Annotated in this window: 14 protein-coding genes; 11 read left to right on the top strand and 3 right to left on the bottom strand. The window is 65.9% G+C overall.

The annotated features are described in order from the left end of the window. The first annotated feature begins 3 nt into the window (after nt 1-3). The 3 genes from ACWCIA_RS17090 to ACWCIA_RS17080 all read left to right on the top strand — a co-directional run bounded on the left by ACWCIA_RS17090 (nt 4) and on the right by ACWCIA_RS17080 (nt 5,550). Nucleotides 4-1,227 carry a 6-phosphofructokinase gene (locus ACWCIA_RS17090; RefSeq protein ID WP_454165159.1) on the top strand — a complete coding sequence of 408 codons (1,224 nt, stop codon included), beginning with the start codon at nt 4-6 and terminating at the stop codon, nt 1,225-1,227. A 161-nt stretch (nt 1,228-1,388) separates the two neighbouring features. Next, a complete protein-coding gene (locus ACWCIA_RS17085; protein WP_454165158.1) occupies nt 1,389-3,410 on the top strand; it encodes an alpha/beta hydrolase family protein in 2,022 nt (673 codons plus the stop codon). 118 nt (nt 3,411-3,528) lie between these two features. Next, nucleotides 3,529-5,550, top strand: a complete 2,022-nt coding sequence (locus ACWCIA_RS17080) for an alpha/beta hydrolase family protein (RefSeq protein WP_454165157.1) — start codon at nt 3,529-3,531, stop codon at nt 5,548-5,550. Between the two features lie 69 nt (nt 5,551-5,619). Here the strand turns inward: ACWCIA_RS17080 and purM are convergent, their stop codons facing one another. Next, nucleotides 5,620-6,663, bottom strand: coding sequence for a phosphoribosylformylglycinamidine cyclo-ligase (gene purM / locus ACWCIA_RS17075; protein ID WP_454165156.1), 1,044 nt, complete (start codon nt 6,661-6,663; stop codon nt 5,620-5,622). Nucleotides 6,664-6,956: 293 nt separating this feature from the next. Between purM and hda the strand changes: the two genes are divergently transcribed. From hda to thpR, 7 genes are all read left to right on the top strand, one after another. Continuing rightward, nucleotides 6,957-7,670 (top strand): DnaA regulatory inactivator Hda, encoded by a 714-nt coding sequence (gene hda / locus ACWCIA_RS17070; RefSeq protein WP_454165155.1) that lies wholly within the window; start codon nt 6,957-6,959, stop codon nt 7,668-7,670. Next, nucleotides 7,667-8,338 carry an HAD family hydrolase gene (locus tag ACWCIA_RS17065; RefSeq protein WP_454165154.1) on the top strand — a complete coding sequence of 224 codons (672 nt, stop codon included), beginning with the start codon at nt 7,667-7,669 and terminating at the stop codon, nt 8,336-8,338. Before hda ends, ACWCIA_RS17065 begins: the two co-directional genes overlap by 4 nt. Further along, on the top strand, nt 8,331-9,743 hold the full coding sequence (pcnB, locus tag ACWCIA_RS17060; RefSeq protein ID WP_454165153.1) for a polynucleotide adenylyltransferase PcnB: 1,413 nt from the start codon (nt 8,331-8,333) through the stop codon (nt 9,741-9,743). The genes ACWCIA_RS17065 and pcnB overlap by 8 nt, the downstream gene beginning before the upstream one ends. Continuing rightward, nucleotides 9,740-10,213, top strand: coding sequence for a 2-amino-4-hydroxy-6-hydroxymethyldihydropteridine diphosphokinase (folK, locus tag ACWCIA_RS17055; protein ID WP_454165152.1), 474 nt, complete (start codon nt 9,740-9,742; stop codon nt 10,211-10,213). The genes pcnB and folK overlap by 4 nt, the downstream gene beginning before the upstream one ends. Nucleotide 10,214: 1 nt before the next feature. Further along, nucleotides 10,215-10,562: a DMT family protein gene (locus ACWCIA_RS17050; RefSeq protein ID WP_454165151.1), complete on the top strand. Its 348-nt coding sequence runs from the start codon at nt 10,215-10,217 to the stop codon at nt 10,560-10,562. Nucleotides 10,563-10,640: 78 nt separating this feature from the next. Next, a complete protein-coding gene (gene panB, locus ACWCIA_RS17045) occupies nt 10,641-11,498 on the top strand; it encodes a 3-methyl-2-oxobutanoate hydroxymethyltransferase (RefSeq protein ID WP_454165150.1) in 858 nt (285 codons plus the stop codon). A gap of 13 nt (nt 11,499-11,511) precedes the next feature. Then, nucleotides 11,512-12,039: an RNA 2',3'-cyclic phosphodiesterase gene (thpR, locus tag ACWCIA_RS17040; RefSeq protein WP_454165149.1), complete on the top strand. Its 528-nt coding sequence runs from the start codon at nt 11,512-11,514 to the stop codon at nt 12,037-12,039. 147 nt (nt 12,040-12,186) lie between these two features. Here thpR and ACWCIA_RS17035 read toward each other — a convergent pair whose 3' ends face one another. Then, nucleotides 12,187-13,524, bottom strand: a complete 1,338-nt coding sequence (locus ACWCIA_RS17035; RefSeq protein WP_454165148.1) for a glutamine synthetase family protein — start codon at nt 13,522-13,524, stop codon at nt 12,187-12,189. An 86-nt stretch (nt 13,525-13,610) separates the two neighbouring features. Further along, nucleotides 13,611-15,098 (bottom strand): aldehyde dehydrogenase, encoded by a 1,488-nt coding sequence (locus ACWCIA_RS17030; protein WP_454165147.1) that lies wholly within the window; start codon nt 15,096-15,098, stop codon nt 13,611-13,613. A gap of 129 nt (nt 15,099-15,227) precedes the next feature. Between ACWCIA_RS17030 and ACWCIA_RS17025 the strand changes: the two genes are divergently transcribed. Beyond that, nucleotides 15,228-16,688, top strand: coding sequence for a sodium:solute symporter family protein (locus ACWCIA_RS17025; protein ID WP_454165146.1), 1,461 nt, complete (start codon nt 15,228-15,230; stop codon nt 16,686-16,688). The last annotated feature ends 102 nt before the right edge of the window (nt 16,689-16,790 follow it).

Below are 16,790 nucleotides of genomic sequence, written 5' to 3'. Positions count from 1 at the left end.
TATATGTCGTCAGGCAGAATCCTCGTTGCACAAGGAGGCGGTCCGACCGCCGTCATCAACCAGTCGATGGTGGGAGTGGCGCTCGAGGCGCGCCGCTTCCAGCACGTCACCCGCGTCTACGGCGCCCTGCACGGCGTGCGCGGCATCGTGGGCGAAGACTTCCTCGACCTCACCCAGGAAACCAGCCACAACCTGGAGCTGGTCGCCGCCACGCCCTCGTCGGCGCTCGGCTCGACCCGCGACAAGCCCGACGCGGCCTACTGCACCCGCATCTTCGAGGTGTTAAGGGCGCACGAGATCGAGCACTTCTTTTACATTGGCGGCAACGATTCGGCCGACACGGTAAAAATCGTCAGCGAGCAGGCGCGCGCCGCCGGCTATCCGCTGCGCAGCATCCACATCCCGAAGACCATCGACAACGACCTGGTCGGCAACGACCACACGCCCGGCTTCCCCTCGGCGGCGCGCTTCGTCGCCCAGGCCTTTGCCGGCGCCAACCTCGACAATGCGGCCCTGCCCGGGGTGTATGTCGGGGTCGTGATGGGGCGCCACGCGGGCTTCCTGACTGCCGCATCAAGCCTCGGCAAGAAATTCCCGGACGACGGCCCGCACCTGATCTACCTGCCCGAGCGCGTGTTCGAGCTCGAGCGCTTCCTGGCCGACGTCAAGGCCATGTACGAACGGCACGGGCGCTGCGTGATCGCGGTCTCGGAGGGCATCCACGACGCCTCGGGCGAACCGGTCGCCACCCTGCTGGCCAAGGAGATCGAAAAGGACGCCCATGGCAACGTGCAGTTGTCGGGTAGCGGCGCCCTGGCCGACCTGCTGTGCGACGAGATCAAGGCGAAACTCGGCATCAAGCGCGTGCGCGGCGACACCTTCGGTTACCTGCAGCGCTCCTTCATCGGCTGCGTGTCCGACGTCGACCAGCGGGAAGCGCGCGAGGTCGGCGAAAAGGCGGTCCAGTTCGCGATGTGGGGAGACCGGGACGGTTCGGTGGCGATCCGCCGCACCGGCTTTTATTCCGTCGACTACGAACTGATGCCGCTGGACCAGGTGGCCGGCAGGACGCGCACCATGGAAGACGAGTTCATCAGCGAGTCCGGCACCGACGTGACCGACGCCTTCCGCCTCTACCTGCGCCCGCTGCTCGGCTCGCGCATGCCCGATGCGTTCCGCCTGCGTGGGGCGCGCGTGCCGAAAGTGCTGCACCGGGATGGTGCCTGAACGGCGCGCAGCCGCGTGGATTTTGGATAGATTTCATGCTGCTCGGCAATGGTAATCTCTGCCGTCGCGGCACAGAGCACGCTCACCGCGCCACCCTTGCCCTGCACCTGCGCACGCCCCGCAGGCAGGGCCCATCAGAATAAAAAACTAAAACGGAAACCATGATCCCAAGGAACGCCTTCCGCCAACTCGCTGCGGCGCTCGCACTCGCCCTGTCCGTCGCGGCGCCGCTGCATGCGGCGCCCGCCCAGGCCCTGCCGCCCATCGAGCACTTCTTCGCCAACCCGGCCCTGGCGGACGCCAAGCTGTCGCCCAGTGCGCGCTACCTGGCGGCGATCTCGGGCAGCGCCGACCGTCGCGACTTCCTGGTCGTGATCGACCTGGAGGCCAAGGCCCTGAAGGTGGTGGCCGGCTACAACGACGTCGACATCAACCAGTTCCAATGGGTGAACGACAACCGCCTCGTGTTCAACGTGACCGACAAGCGGGTCGCCATCGGCCAGCGCTACACCGCGGCCGGCCTGTACGCCGTCGACCGCGACGGCGGCAACCGGCGCCAGCTGGCCAGCCGCCGCGGCGAGCCCGCCGACACCACGGAATCGCGCATCAACCGCCGCATCCTGCCCTGGCACACCTTCATGCTCGACCAGGCCGGCGCCCAGAACGGCGACAGCATCTATGTCGAAAGCTACGATTGGGATGAAAACGGCAAGGAACTGCGGGCCGTGAACCTGCTCAAGCTCGACACGGTCAACGGCACGGTGCAGACCGTCCAGCGGCCCGGCAGGGTCACCCACTGGCTGCTCGACCACAAGGGCGAGCCGCGCCTGGCGGCCGGCAGCGACAAGGGCGTGACGACCATCCATTACCGCGACCCTGCGACCTCCGCGTGGCGCGTCCTGACCAGCTTCGACACCTACAAGGGCGGCGCGAACGGATTCTCCCCGGTCGGCTTCGGCAGCGACGGCAGCCTGTTCGCCACGGCCTATGGCGCGGCCGACACCACGGCGCTGTACCGGATCGACCTCGCGACCGGCAAACGCAGCAAGGAGCCGACGGTGGAGACGCCGGGCTACGATTTCGACGGCGAACTGATCAGCAATGGCGATAAGCTGCTGGGCGTGCGCTTCGAAACCGATGCCCCGGGTACCGCCTGGTTCGATCCGGCCATGCAGGCGGCCCAGGAAAGGCTGGACAAGATCCTGCCCGGCACGGTCAACCTGATGTCGTTCTCGTCCGCGCCCAACCAGGAGTGGGTCCTGGTCAAGGTCTTTTCCGACACCAGGCCGCTGACCTACACCCTCTTCAACCTGAAAACAGGCGCGCTGAACCCCGTGGGCGAGGCCTATCCGGGCATCGACCCCAAACGGATGAGCCGCCAGGATCCGGTGCGCTACAAGGCGCGCGACGGCATGGAGATCCCCGCCCTGCTGACGCTGCCCGCCGGCGGCGCAAAAAATGCGCCGCTGGTCGTGCTGGTGCACGGCGGCCCCTGGGTGCGTGGCGCGCGCTGGGGCTGGAGCGCCGACAGCCAGTTCCTGGCCTCGCGCGGCTACGCCGTGCTCGAACCGGACTTCCGCGGCAGCCGGGGTTACGGCGACAAGCATTTCCGCGCCGGCTGGAAACAGTGGGGCCTGGCCATGCAAAACGACATCGCCGACGGCGCCCGCTGGGCCGTCGCCCAGGGCGTTGCCGATCCGAAGCGCATCTGCATCGCCGGCGCCAGTTATGGCGGCTACGCCACCCTGATGGGCCTGGCGAACGACCCGGACCTGTACAAGTGCGGCATCAACTGGGTCGGCGTCACCGACATCAACCTCATGTACGACGGACACTGGAGCGGCACGTCCGACATGACCGAACAATGGAAGATCTACGGCATGCCGGACATGATCGGCGACCAGGTCAAGGATGCCGCCCAGCTGAAGGCGACTTCGCCGATCGAACAGGCCGCGCGCATCAAGGCACCGCTGCTGATGGCCTACGGCGGCGTCGACCGCCGTGTGCCGATGTACCACGGGCGCAAATTCCTGGAAGCGGTGAAGCCGACCAACAAGCAGGTCGAGTGGATCGAGTACACGGACGAGGGCCACGGCTGGGGCCTGCCGAAGAACCGCGTCGATTTCTGGGGCCGGGTCGAGAAATTCCTCGACCAGCACATCGGCAAGGGAGCGCCGAACTGAAGCCCTTGTCCGGGCACGGCGCCGGTAGCAGTCGCCGTGAAAGCTGATGGAAACATTGACAGAAATGGCGCTGCAACCCGTTCGGGATAGCAGCCGTTTACCTTTTTGATGGATCGCCATGCCCAAGCTTCTTGCCCGGATCTGCCCGCCAGCCTTGCTGGCATTCTTCTTCCTCACCGCTCCGGCACAGGCCGAGCGCGCTGCAGCCCTGCCGCCGCCGGCCGCCTTCTTTGAAAATCCCACCCTCAGCCAGGCGCGGCTTTCACCCAGCGGCAAGTTCCTCGCCGCGCGTTCCGGGGCACCCGGGCGCCGCGATTATCTGGTGGTGGTGGAGCTTGAGACGCGCACGGCGAAGCTGGTGGCCGGTTATGGGGACGCGGACATCCGCTCCTTCCAGTGGGTCAACGACGAGCGCCTCGTATTCGACGTCACCGACAGGCTGGCCGCACCTGGCGAACGCCGCTACGCACCCGGCCTGTACGGCGTGAACAGGGATGGCGCCAAGCTGGTCCAACTGGTGGAACGCCGCTCCGACTTGTACAACAGGGAAACCGGTTCGAACTTCGAAAAGCGCATCCTGCCCTGGCACACCTTCATGCTCGACCAGGCCGGCGCCGAGGACTCCGAGCACATCTACGTGGAAAGCCTGGAGCTCGACAGTCACTGGACGGTTCTGCATACCCACTTGCTGCGCCTGAACACCGTGACCGGACGTACCCAGCGTGTCCCCGCACCTGGAAAGGTCGATCAATGGCTGCTCGACAACAAAGGAGAGCCGCGCCTGGCGATCGGTTCGGAGCGGGGCACGACCACCATCCACTACCGCGATCCGGCGACGGGCACCTGGCGCGTCGTCAGCCAGCAACAGACCTATGGCGGAAGCGGCAGTGCCGTGTCGCCCGTCGGCTTCGGTGCCGATGGCGTGCTGTATGTCACCGCCGCCGGGGGACAGGACACCAGCGCGCTTCACACCTTTAACTTTGCCACCGGAAAAATCAATCCGGAACCGGTGCTGGTCACGCGCGGCTACGACTTCGACGGCGAACTGGTACGCAACCGCGCCAAGCTGCTCGGTGTCAGGTTGCGTACCGATGCCGAGTCGAATGTCTGGTTCGACCCGGCGATGCAGACCCTCCAGCAACGGCTCGACAAGCTGCTGCCGGGGACCGCGAACCTGATCAGCGTCGCCAGCGGCGCCAACGTCCCCTGGGTGCTGGTCGAATCGTATTCGGACGCCCGGCCTCCGGTCCTCTACCTGTTCGACACAAAAACCGATGCGCTTAGCAAGGTCGGCGACACGCGGCCCGGCATCGATCCGGCGGCGATGGGCAGGCAGCAGCCTGTACGGTACAAAGCGCGCGACGGCCTCGATATCCCTGGCCTGCTGACGCTGCCGCCCGGCGGCAAGGGCAAGAACCTGCCTCTGGTCGTGCTGGTGCACGGCGGCCCCTATGTGCGCGGCGCTACCTGGGGCTGGGACCCGCAAACCCAATTTCTGGCCTCGCGTGGCTATGCGGTGCTGCAACCCGAGTTCCGCGGCAGTACCGGGTTCGGGTGGGCGCACTTCCGGGCAGGCTGGAAACAATGGGGACTGGCGATGCAGGACGATATCGCCGACGGCGTACGCTGGGCGATTGCCCAAGGCATCGCCGATCCGAAGCGCGTCTGCATCGCGGGCGCCAGTTACGGCGGCTATGCCGCGCTGATGGGGCTGGCCAAGGACCAGGACCTGTACCGGTGCGCGATCAGCTGGGCCGGTGTCACCGACATCAAGCTCCTCTACGACGGTCACTGGCGCTTCGACTCGGACCTGCCGGAACAATGGAAACGCTACGGCATGCCCGAGCTGGTAGGCGACCCGGTCCACGACGCAGCCCAACTGAAGGCAACTTCGCCCATCTTCCAGGTGGAGCGCATCCGGCATCCGCTGCTGCTGGCATACGGCAGCCATGACCTGCGGGTGCCCCTCGTGCAGGGACAACGCTTCCGCGACGCGCTCAAAGCCACTAACCAGCAGGTCGAATGGATCGAATACCTGAACGAAGGACACGGCTGGTCGCTGGTCGAGAACCGGATCGATTTCTGGGGCCGGGTCGAGAAATTCCTCGACCAGCACATCGGCAAGGGGGCGGCAAACTGAAGCTTTTGTCGGGCCAAAAACAAAAGGCGCTCCCCAGGAGCGCCTTTCTTTATTGCCGACCGTTCCGCCTTACAGCACCACGGTCTGCGCTTGCCCCTCTTCGCGGGCGCGGATCTCGCCGATGCGGTACACGGTTTCGCCGGCCGCCTGCAGCTGGGCCATCGCCGCGTCCGCGTTTTCGGCCGAGACGATCACGGTCATGCCGATGCCGCAGTTGAACACGCGGTGCATCTCGGAATCGGCCACGCCGCCGTGCTGCTGCAGCCACTGGAACAGCGGCGGCATCGTCCACGACGCGCCGTCGAGCACTGCCGTCAAGTTCGACTGCAGCACGCGCGGGATGTTCTCGACCAGGCCGCCGCCGGTGATGTGCACCAGGCCTTTGACTTCCATCGCCGCCATCAGCGCCAGCAGCGGTTTCACGTAAAGGCGGGTCGGGGCCATCAGCACGTCCGACAATTTGCGCCCGTGGAAGTCGGCTTCCAGGTCCGGCTTCGCCACTTCGATGATCTTGCGCACCAGCGAATAGCCGTTCGAGTGGATGCCCGACGAAGCCAGGCCCAGCACCACGTCGCCCGGGACGATCTTGCTGCCGTCGATGATCTGCGACTTTTCGACCGCACCGACCGCGAAGCCGGCCAGGTCGTATTCGCCGTCCGGGTACATGCCCGGCATTTCGGCCGTTTCGCCGCCGAGCAGCGCGCAGCCGGACTGTTCGCAGCCTTCGGCGATGCCCTTGACCACCGCGGTCGCCGTCGCTACGTCGAGCTTGCCGCAAGCGAAGTAGTCGAGGAAGAACAGGGGTTCCGCACCCTGCACCAGGATGTCGTTGACGCTCATGGCGACCAGGTCGATGCCGACCGTGTCGTGGCGATTCAGTTCGAAGGCGAGCTTCAGCTTGGTGCCGACGCCGTCGGTGCCGGAGACCAGCACCGGCTCCTTGAACTTCTTGCTGATCTCGAACAGGCCGCCGAAACCGCCGATACCGCCGAGCACGCCTTCCCGCATGGTGCGCTTGGCAAACGGCTTGATCGCTTCGACCAGGGCGTCGCCGGCGTCGATATCGACACCTGCGTCGCGATAGGAGAGAGAAACATTAGATGGTTGGCTCATGGTATTTGGCAGCGGAGGCGGTAAAATAGAAGGCGTAGACGTAATCAAGCACTGATTCCAGTCAATCCGCTATTTTAACAAAACGGCCCGGCCAACCTGCCAAACCGAGATAACAACAAAAACATGCCATTCTTCCCGCCATCCGGAGCCCACCCAGCCTGCCCTCGCGCCGGCGCTCCCGGAGGCACTGGCGCAGCGGGTATCAACCCTGCGCACCCCGGCGTTGCCCTCCTCTGCGCGACAGCTTTTATAATGCTGCATGCGTATGACACTTCCAGGATGAAACGAACGCCATGAAACAGCTGGTGCTCGATCTAGGCGCCGAGCCGGCGCACAGCCTCGATACCTTCCAGGTCGGGGAAAATGCCGAACTGGCGCACCTGATGCACCAGTTCGCGCAGCGTGCATCGCGCGAGCATTTCGCCTACCTGTGGGGCGACACCGGCGCCGGCAAGACCCATTTGCTGCAGGCCCTGGCCGCGACCCCGAACTCGCGCTACATCGCGGCCGATGCCCCGGCCGGCGACTTCGTGTATTCCCCGGACGTGTCGCTGTACCTGCTGGACGACTGCGACCGGCTGTCCGCCACGGCCCAGATCGATGCCTTCGCGCTGTTTAACCAGATCCGCGAGCACGGCGCCTACATGGTCTCGACCGGCCCGGTGCCCCCAGCCGTGCTGCCGGTGCGCGAAGACCTGCGCACGCGCATGGGATGGGGCCTGATTTACCTGATCCACGGCCTGTCGGACGACCAGAAGATCGCGGCGCTGACCCAGGCTGCCGAGGCGCGCGGCCTGACCCTGTCGGCCAGCGTGTTACCCTACCTGCTGTCCCATTTCAAGCGCGACATGCGCTCGCTCGCGACGATGCTCGACGCCCTCGACCAGTATTCGCTTGAAACCCAGCGTCCCGTCACGCTGCCGCTGCTGCGCGACCTGCTGCTCCAGGCACATCCGGCGGCCGATGCCGCGCAGTCGGACTCCACGCAGCCAGAAACGAAACCATGAACCTCGCCCTGTTTGACCTCGACCACACGCTGCTGCCGATCGACTCGGATTTCGAGTGGGGCCAGTTCCTGGTGCGCGTCGGCGCCGTCGACGGCGCGGCCTACCAGCGCCGCAACGAAGAATTTTTCAGGCAGTACCAGGCCGGCGTGCTCGACCCGGTCGAATACCTCGAATTTGCGCTCGGCACCCTGGCCAGCTACACGCCGGACGCGCTCGACGAGCTCTACGCGCGCTACATGGCGGAAGTCATCGAGCCGGCGATCCGGCCCGTGGCGCGCGACCTGGTGCAGCTGCACCTGGATGCCGGCGACCTGGTGGCGATCATCACCGCCACCAACCACTACATCACCGCGCCGATCGCCCGCATCTTCGGCGTCGAGCACCATATCGCGGCGATGCCCGAATACGATGCCGACGGCCGCCTGACCGGCAAACTGGCCGGCACCCCGACCTCGGGCCCGGGCAAGGTCGTGCACATGCACGCCTGGCTGGAGGAACTGGGACGGCCCTTCGCCGGCTTCGAGCGCAGCTATTTCTACAGCGACTCGCACAACGACATCCCGCTGCTCTCACAGGTGTCCAACCCGGTCGCCACCAACCCGAGCGCCGCGCTCGCCAGCCACGCACGCGCCCAGGGCTGGCCTTTACTCTATCTCTTCAATGATTAAAAAATTCATTCGTAAAATCCTTGGCGTGAAAGACGAGCGCAACCCGACCGAACCGAACATCCTCGGGCAGGCGGAACACGGCATCGACCTGAAACTGGTGTCGCCCAACGCCATCCGCCTGACCCAGACCCTGCAGGAAGCCGGCTTCAAGGCCTTTGTCGTCGGCGGCGCCGTGCGCGACCTGCTGCTGGGCGTGAAACCGAAAGACTTCGACATCGCCACCGACGCGACGCCGGAACAAGTCAAGAAACTCTTCCGCCGCGCCTTCATCATCGGCCGCCGCTTCCAGATCGTGCACGTGATGTTCGGCCAGGAACTGCTGGAAGTGACCACCTTCCGCGGCAAGGGCAGCAACAACGCACCCAAGGACGAGCACGGCCGCGTCCTGCGCGACAACAACTTCGGTCCGCAGCACGAAGACGCCGAACGGCGCGACTTCACCATCAACGCGATGTACTACGACCCGGCCACGCAGACCGTGCTGGACTACCACGGCGGCATCGCCGACATCCGCGAAAAGACCCTGCGCATCATCGGCGTACCGGAAGCGCGCTACCGCGAAGACCCGGTGCGCATGCTGCGCGTGGTGCGCTTCGCCGCCAAGCTCGGCTTTACCATCGAGCCGGCCACGCGCGCCCCGATTCCCGTCATGGCGCCGCTGATCGACAACGTGCCGGCCGCGCGCGTGTTCGACGAGATGCTCAAGCTGCTGCTGTCGGGCCACGCCCTGGCCTGCCTGAAGGAATTGCGTTCGGCCGGCCTGCACCATGGCCTGCTGCCGCTGCTCGACGTGGTGCTGGAGCAGCCGATCGGCATGAAGTTCGTGACCCTGGCGCTGGAATCCACCGATGCGCGTGTCAAAGCGGGCAAGGGCGTGTCGCCGGGCTTCCTGTTCGCATCGCTCCTGTGGCACCAGGTGCTGGAAAAGTGGACGGCCTACCGCGCCGCCGGCGAGGCGCCGATCCCGGCCCTGCACCTGGCCGCCGACGCCGTGCTCGACACCCAGACCGAGAACCTGGCCCTGCAGCGCCGCATCGCCACCGACATGCGCGACATCTGGGCCATGCAGCCGCGCTTCGAGCGCCGCACCGGCCGCGCGCCTTACAAATTGCTGGAAAATCCGCGCTTCCGCGCCGGCTACGACTTCCTGCTGCTGCGCTGCGCCTCGGGCGAACTCGACAACGAGATCGGCGAATGGTGGAGCGCCTTCTACGACGCCGAAGCGGGCGAGCGCGAGCGCCTCGTCACGCAGGCCAATGCGCGTCCGTCCAGCGGCGAGAAGAAGAAGCGCCCGCCGCGCCGTGGCCCGCGCAACCGCGGCGGCGAAGGCGCGGGCGCCGGCGCAGGTACGAGCGAAGCGCCGCGCGCGGCCGCGACGCCGGCGGCGGGCCCTGGCGACGAATGATCGCGTACGTCGGCATCGGCGCCAACCTGGGCGATGCGCGCGCCAACGTGCGCGACGCCCTCGCCCGCCTGGATGCGCAACCCGGCTGCCGGCTGCTGGCCGCGTCCAGCCTGTGGCGCACGGCGCCGATCGATTCCTCGGGCGACGACTACATCAATGCCGTGGCCGAGGTCGAGACCGAGCTTGACCCGCACGCCCTGCTCGCCGCCCTGCAGGCCATCGAGCTGGCCCACGGCCGCGAGCGGCCCTACCGCAACGCGCCGCGCACGCTCGACCTCGACCTGCTGCTGTACGGCGACGAGTCGATCGCCACGCCGGACCTGATCGTGCCCCACCCGCGCATGCACGAGCGCGCTTTCGTGCTGGCGCCCCTGCTCGAGATCGCGCCCGACACGGCCATCCCCGGCATTGGTCGCGCCGCCGCTTTCCTGCCGGCCGTGGCAAGCCAGGCGATCGCCCGCCTAGACTGAGATGCAGATTCCCGTTTTTGTCCAGACCGCGGGCCTGCTCGTGCTGTCGAACATCTTCATGACCTTCGCCTGGTACGGGCACCTGAAAAGCCTGAACACGCGCGCCTGGTACGTTGCCGCCCTGGTCAGCTGGGGCATCGCCCTCTTCGAATACCTGCTGCAGGTGCCGGCCAACCGCATCGGCGCCACCCAGTACAGCCTGGCGCAGCTGAAGATCATGCAGGAAGCCATCACCCTGACGGTGTTCGTGCCCTTCGCCATGTTCTACATGAACCAGCCGTTCAAGCTCGACTATGTGTGGGCGGCGCTGTGCCTGGTTGGCGCCGTCTACTTCATCTTCCGCAGCTAAAAAAATGGTCGTTCCGGCACGATTCCGGCGACCGCATTACACTACGCCGTCGATTTCATTTGTTTTCAGAGGACCACTATGAGCGCGTATTTGCAGGGCAAGGACATGACGGGCGCAGAAGCGCCGCCGCAGCCAAAGCCAGTGCAGAAGGCAGTGACCATTCCCGCGCTGCATGCGATGCGCGCCGCCGGCAACAAGATCGCCATGCTGACCTGCTATGACGCGAGTTTCGCGTCCCTGATGGACCGCTGCGGCGTCGACATGCTGCTCGTCGGCGACTCGCTCGGCATGGTCTGCGCCGGCCACTCCTCGACCCTGCCGGTGACCCTGGCCGACATGGTCTACCACACGGCCTCGGTAGCCCGCGGCAACAAGAACGCCCTGCTGGTGGCCGACGTGCCCTTCGGCAGCTACGCCACCAAGGAAATGGCCTTCGAGAGCGCCGCGGCCCTGATGCGCGCCGGCGCCCAGATGGTCAAGATCGAAGGCGGCGCCTGGCTCGCCGAGACGGTGGCCTTCCTCGCCGAGCGCGGCATCCCGGTCTGCGCCCACATTGGCCTGACCCCGCAGTTCGTGCACCAGCTTGGCGGCTTCAAGGTGCAGGGTAAAACCGAGGAAGGCGCCGAGCGCCTGAAAAACGACGCGCTGGCCCTGCAGGCGGCGGGCGCGGCCATCGTGCTGCTGGAAGCGGTGCCGGCCCAGCTTGGCAAGGAAACGACGGAGTTGCTCGCCGTGCCGACGATCGGCATCGGCGCCGGCCCCGACTGCTCGGGCCAGGTGCTGGTCATGCACGACATGCTGGGCGTCTTCCCCGGCCACAAGGCGAAATTCGTGAAGAATTTCATGGAGGGGCAGACCAGCATCGAAGGCGCCGTGCGCGCCTATGTGACGGGCGTAAAAGACGTCAGCTTCCCGGCCCAGGAACACTGCTTTTAAAAGGAGCGCGGCGATGAGCAGTGTCCCAGGTAGTGCTCCGACTACGCGCCTGTTCGTCGCCCTGTGGCCGGATCCTGCAATCCGCCACGCATTGCGTGAACGCCGCGACTGCTGGGACTGGCCGCGCGGCGCCAGCCCGGTTGCAGCGGACAAGCTGCACATGACGCTGCATTTCCTCGGCGGCATCCCGACCGAACGCCTGCCCGAGCTGCAAGCCGGTCTCGCGGTGCCGTTCACGGCCTTCTCGCTGTCGGTCGGCGTGCCGAAACTGTGGTCGCACGGGATTGCCGTGCTCGAGCCGCACGAGGAGCCGCCGGAGCTGCTGCAACTGCATGCGAAGCTGTCGGAGGCGCTGCTTGCGCTCGGCCTGGAGCCGGAGGCGCGTACCTTCCGTCCCCACGTGACGCTGGCGCGGCGCGCGAACAAGGCCGTGGTGCCGCCGGAATCGCCGCCGCTGCAGTGGGATATCACTGGGTATGCGCTGGTGGAGTCAAAGCCGGGCAATGGCGGCGGATATACGGTGTTGCAGGAATACCGCTGAACCTTACACGTGGCTGGAGGGACGTAGGGTGGACGGGTTTCCCGTCCACGCGTTCAACCAGCAGACGATCGATCGTGCGTACACCTGGACTGATGATGCGTGCGTTGAACGCGTGGACGGCGGAGCCGTCAACCCTACGGTACCGGCTCACACCAGCAGCATCAAATGCTCCCGCTCCCACGAGCTGATCACACGGCTAAACGTCGCAAACTCGAGTTCCTTCACCTCGCAGAACGCCTGCACGAACAGCCCGCCCAGCATGTCCGACAGCGGTGCGCACTGGCGCATGCGGACGATCGCGTCTTCCAGGTTGCGCGGCAGGTCGTCGTGGATGTGCTCGGCGCTGTCTGCGGTGGGTTCGGAAGGAGAAATGCCCTCGACCATGCCGAGGTAGCCGCAGCTGAGGGTGGCGGCCATGGCCAGGTAAGGATTGACGTCCACGCCCGGGACCCGGTTTTCGACGCGCCGGTTCTCGGGCGAGGAATTCGGGATGCGGATGCCGCAGGTACGATTGTCGTAGCCCCAGCGCACATTCGTCGGCGCCGACTGGAAGCGCGACAGGCGCCGGTAGGAATTCACGTGGGGCGCGAACATCAATAAGGCCGGCGGCACGTATTTCTCCAGCCCGCCGATGAAATGGAAGAACAGTTCGCTCGGCCCGCCATCGGCCCCCGTAAAAATGTTGCGGCCGGTCGCGGCGTCCACCACGCTCTGGTGCACGTGCATGGCGCTGCCCGGTTCGGTTTCCATCGGCTTGGCCATAAAAGTGGCGAAGATGCCGTGGCGCAGCGCCGTCTCGCGCACGGCGCGTTTAAAAAGGAAGACGCGGTCGGCCAGCTCGAGCGCGGCGCCGTGGGCGAAATTGATTTCCATCTGGCCGGCGCCGGCTTCATGGATCAGGGTCTCCACGCCCAGCTCGTGGGTCTGGCAAAAGCTCGACAGCTCCAGGAAAAAGGGGTCGAAATCGTTGACCGCGTCGATCGAGTAGGACTGCCGCCCCAGTTCCGTCATGCCGGTGCGGCCCAGCGGGGGCATCAGGGGCACGTGCGGATCGACATTGCGGGCCACCAGGTAAAACTCCATTTCCGGCGCCACCACCGGCTTCCAGCCGCGCCCGGCATACAGCTCGAGCACGCGCCGCAGCACGGCGCGCGGGGCCAGCTCGACCGGGCTGCCGTCGAAATTCTGGCAATCGTGGATGACCAGCGCCACGGATTCGGAAGCCCAGGGCACGACGCGGATCGTCGCCGGGTCGGGCACGCAGACCATGTCGGGGTCGGTCGCGCCGACATACGGCAGGTTGTCCGGCTGCTCGCCATTCACGGTATTCAGGAGCACGCTCTTCGGCAGGCGCATGTGCCCGCCGCCGAGGAACAGGTCTTTCGGCAGGATCTTGCCGCGCGCGATACCGGTCATGTCGGTGATGACGCACTCGACTTCGTGGATGTTGTGGTCGCGCAGAAAGTCGCGCATCGCATCGTTCATGCCGCTCTCCCGTCGGGACGGACCGGTCAATGTAGCACGTCGGCCATGCGGGGTGCGCGACCCTCAGCGCGACACCAAGTGCGACACTAAGCCACCTGGATCCAGGTCGTCTTCAGCTCCGTATATTTGTCGAAAGCATGCAGCGACTTGTCGCGGCCGTTGCCCGACTGTTTATAGCCGCCGAAGGGCACCGTGATGTCGTCGTTGTCGTACTGGTTCACGTGCACGGTGCCGGCGCGCAACGCGCGCGAAGTGCGGATGGCTTTACCGACGTCGGCCGTCCAGACGGCCGCCGCCAGACCGTAGGGGGTGGCGTTGGCCTGGCGCACGGCCTCGTCGAGGCTGATGAAGGAGAGCACCGACAGCACCGGCCCGAAGATTTCCTCGCGCGCGATGCGCATCGAAGCGTCAACGCCGTCGAACAGGGTCGGTTCGATGAACAGGCCGCCCGACTCGACGCGCGCCGCCGCGCCGCCCGCCAGCAGGCGTGCGCCCTCTTCCTTGCCCGACTCGATGTAGCCGAGCACGGTCTTCATCTGGACCGGGTCGACGATGGCGCCCATCACCGTGGCTTCATCGAGTGGATCGCCCGGCGCGAACTGCGGGATCATCTGTAAAGCCTTGTCGAGGAAGGCGTCCTTGATCGAGGCTTCCACGAACAGGCGAGACGGCGCGTTGCAGCTCTCGCCCTGGTTGAAGTAAATGGAGCCGATGGCTGCGGAGACTGCCGCATCCAGGTTGGGACAGTCGGCGCAGACGATGTTGGCCGACTTGCCGCCCAGCTCGGTCCAGGCGCGTTTCAGGTTCGATTGCCCGGCCATCTGCACGATCTGCTTGCCGGTGCGGGTCGAGCCCGTAAAGGCGATGCAGTCGACGTCCATGTGCAGCCCGAGCGCGCGCCCGGCTTCCTCGCCGAAACCGGGCACGACATTGAACACGCCCGGCGGCACGCCCGCTTCCAGTGCCAGCTCCGCGAGGCGCAGCGCGCTCAAGGGCGCTTTTTCCGACGGCTTCAGTACCAGGCTGTTGCCGGCGGCGAGCGCCGGGCCGATCTTCCAGGCCGCCATCAGCATCGGATAATTCCAGGGGATGATGGCCGCCACCACGCCGACCGGCTCGCGCGTGACCAGGGCCAGGCTGTCGTCGCCGGTGGGCGCCACCTGGTCATAAAGCTTGTCGATCGCCTCGCCGTACCAGCGGATGCAGTTCTGGGCCAGCCGTACGTCGACGCTGAGGCTATAGCGGATCGGCTTGCCCATGTCGAGCGTTTCCAGCAGCGCCAGCTCGTCGCGATGCTGCAACATCAGGTCGGCGAAGCGGACCAGGATTTTCTTGCGCTCGGCGGGCGGCTTGCCGGCCCAGCGCCGGTCTTCGAAGGCCGCGCGGGCGCTCTTCACCGCGGCGTCGACGTCCAGCGCGTCGCAGCGCGCGACCTCGGCCAGCTTGCGCCCGTCGAGCGGCGAGAGGCAGTCGAAGCGCGTCCCGGCGCGCGCGTCGATGCGCTCGCCATCGATGAAAGCGCGCCCGTCCATGGACAGTTCGGCAGCACGTTTGTGCCAGGTTGTTGTCGGCATGCCAGCGTTCCTCCTAAAGTAAAGAAAAACCCCACGAAAAACGGCGCAGACTGCATCTCAGGGCGAACTTCTGCCGCTATAATCGCCGATTTTCCGCCCGATAATTATTGCCCTGGAGCCGCCGCCACCATGAACACCACACTGATCACTTGCGTCGTGCTTTATCTGCTGGGCACGCTGGCGCTGGGCGTCTGGGCGGGCTCGCGCATCAAGAATACCAGCGACTTCGCTGTGGCAGGACGCAGCCTGCCGCTGGTCATGGTCATTACCACCACGTTTGCGACCTGGTTCGGCGCCGAGACCGTGATGGGCGTGCCCGCCAAGTTCGTGCAGGGCGGCCTGAACGCCGTCATCGAAGACCCCTTTGGCGCCGGCACCTGCCTGATCCTGGTCGGCCTGTTCTTCGCCAGCAAACTCTATAAACTGAACCTGCTCACCATCGGCGACTACTACCGCCAGCGCTACGGCAAGGGCATCGAAATCTTCTGCTCGGTCGCCATCATCCTCAGCTACCTCGGCTGGGTCGCGGCCCAGATCACGGCCCTCGGCCTCGTATTCTCGGTGCTGACCGGCGGCGCGATGCCGCTGGCCATGGGCATGGTAATCGGCACCCTGGCCGTGCTGATCTACGTGGTGGTCGGCGGCTTCCTGGCCGTCGCCCTGACCGACTTCATCCAGATGATCGTGCTGGTGATCGGCATGTCGATCATCGCCTTCTTCGCGGCGGACCTCGCAGGCGGCGCCGGCCGCGTGCTCGACATGGCGCAGAGCGCCGACCTGTGGCGCGTCTGGCCGGAGCCGACCTTCACCGACATCGCCTTCTTCATCGGCGCGGCCATCACCATGATGTTCGGCAGCATTCCGCAGCAGGACGTGTTCCAGCGCGTGATGTCGGCCAAGGACGCACCGACCGCGCGCACTGGCGCCGTGATCGGCGGCGCCAGCTACATCCTGTTCGCCTTCGTACCGATGTTCATCGTCGCCGCCGCCGTCGTCGTGATGGGAGAAAACGCCATGAACATCGCGCGCAACGACTACCAGCAACTGCTGCCGACCTTCGTGATGACGAAAATGCCTCTCGTCATGCAGATCCTGTTCTTCGGCGCCCTGCTCTCGGCCATCAAGAGCACCTCCTCGGCCACCCTGCTGGCGCCGTCCACCAGTTTTACGGAAAACATCCTGAAGAACCTGGTTCCGGGCCTGAGCGACAAGCAGCAGTTGCTCGCCATGCGCGTGACCATCGTCATCTTCGCCGTGCTGGTGCTGGCGTACGCGATCGCCATGCAGGGCACCTCGATCTACGAACTCGTGTCCTCCGCTTACCAGGTGACCCTGGTGGCCGCCTTCGTGCCGCTGGTGATGGGCCTGTACTGGCAGCGCGCCACCACCCAGGGCGCGATCGTCTCGATCGCCGCCGGCCTGTTCGTGTGGATCCTGTTCTTCCCGCAAATCTCCGATCTCGGCGAAGCCTTCCCGGGCCAGCTGGCCGGGCTGCTGGCGGCGTTTGCCGGCATGTTCGTCGGTTCGCTGGCGCCGCAGGTGCTCAAGAACCGGACCGAGCCGTCGAAGACGATTCCGGCGAGCGCTTGAGGTAGACAGCCTGCACCAGACGTAGGGTGGTCGGCTCCACCCGAACGTTTGCCGATCGGCGGCCTCAATGCCGCCCACGCGTTCAACCAGCAGAAGCGCAGT

Source organism: Massilia sp. SYSU DXS3249 (assembly GCF_053668055.1).
This window is presented reverse-complemented; position numbering and strand designations above follow the sequence as displayed.

Bases quoted from the DNA above. Each gene is read 5' to 3' on its own strand.
- ACWCIA_RS17090 (WP_454165159.1), top strand. From the start codon at position 4: ATGTCGTCAGGCAGAATCCTCGTTGCACAAGGAGGCGGTCCGACCGCC.
- ACWCIA_RS17085 (WP_454165158.1), top strand. From the start codon at position 1,389: ATGATCCCAAGGAACGCCTTCCGCCAACTCGCTGCGGCGCTCGCACTC.
- ACWCIA_RS17080 (WP_454165157.1), top strand. From the start codon at position 3,529: ATGCCCAAGCTTCTTGCCCGGATCTGCCCGCCAGCCTTGCTGGCATTC.
- purM (WP_454165156.1), bottom strand. From the start codon at position 6,663: ATGAGCCAACCATCTAATGTTTCTCTCTCCTATCGCGACGCAGGTGTC.
- hda (WP_454165155.1), top strand. From the start codon at position 6,957: ATGAAACAGCTGGTGCTCGATCTAGGCGCCGAGCCGGCGCACAGCCTC.
- ACWCIA_RS17065 (WP_454165154.1), top strand. From the start codon at position 7,667: ATGAACCTCGCCCTGTTTGACCTCGACCACACGCTGCTGCCGATCGAC.
- pcnB (WP_454165153.1), top strand. From the start codon at position 8,331: ATGATTAAAAAATTCATTCGTAAAATCCTTGGCGTGAAAGACGAGCGC.
- folK (WP_454165152.1), top strand. From the start codon at position 9,740: ATGATCGCGTACGTCGGCATCGGCGCCAACCTGGGCGATGCGCGCGCC.
- ACWCIA_RS17050 (WP_454165151.1), top strand. From the start codon at position 10,215: ATGCAGATTCCCGTTTTTGTCCAGACCGCGGGCCTGCTCGTGCTGTCG.
- panB (WP_454165150.1), top strand. From the start codon at position 10,641: ATGAGCGCGTATTTGCAGGGCAAGGACATGACGGGCGCAGAAGCGCCG.
- thpR (WP_454165149.1), top strand. From the start codon at position 11,512: ATGAGCAGTGTCCCAGGTAGTGCTCCGACTACGCGCCTGTTCGTCGCC.
- ACWCIA_RS17035 (WP_454165148.1), bottom strand. From the start codon at position 13,524: ATGAACGATGCGATGCGCGACTTTCTGCGCGACCACAACATCCACGAA.
- ACWCIA_RS17030 (WP_454165147.1), bottom strand. From the start codon at position 15,098: ATGCCGACAACAACCTGGCACAAACGTGCTGCCGAACTGTCCATGGAC.
- ACWCIA_RS17025 (WP_454165146.1), top strand. From the start codon at position 15,228: ATGAACACCACACTGATCACTTGCGTCGTGCTTTATCTGCTGGGCACG.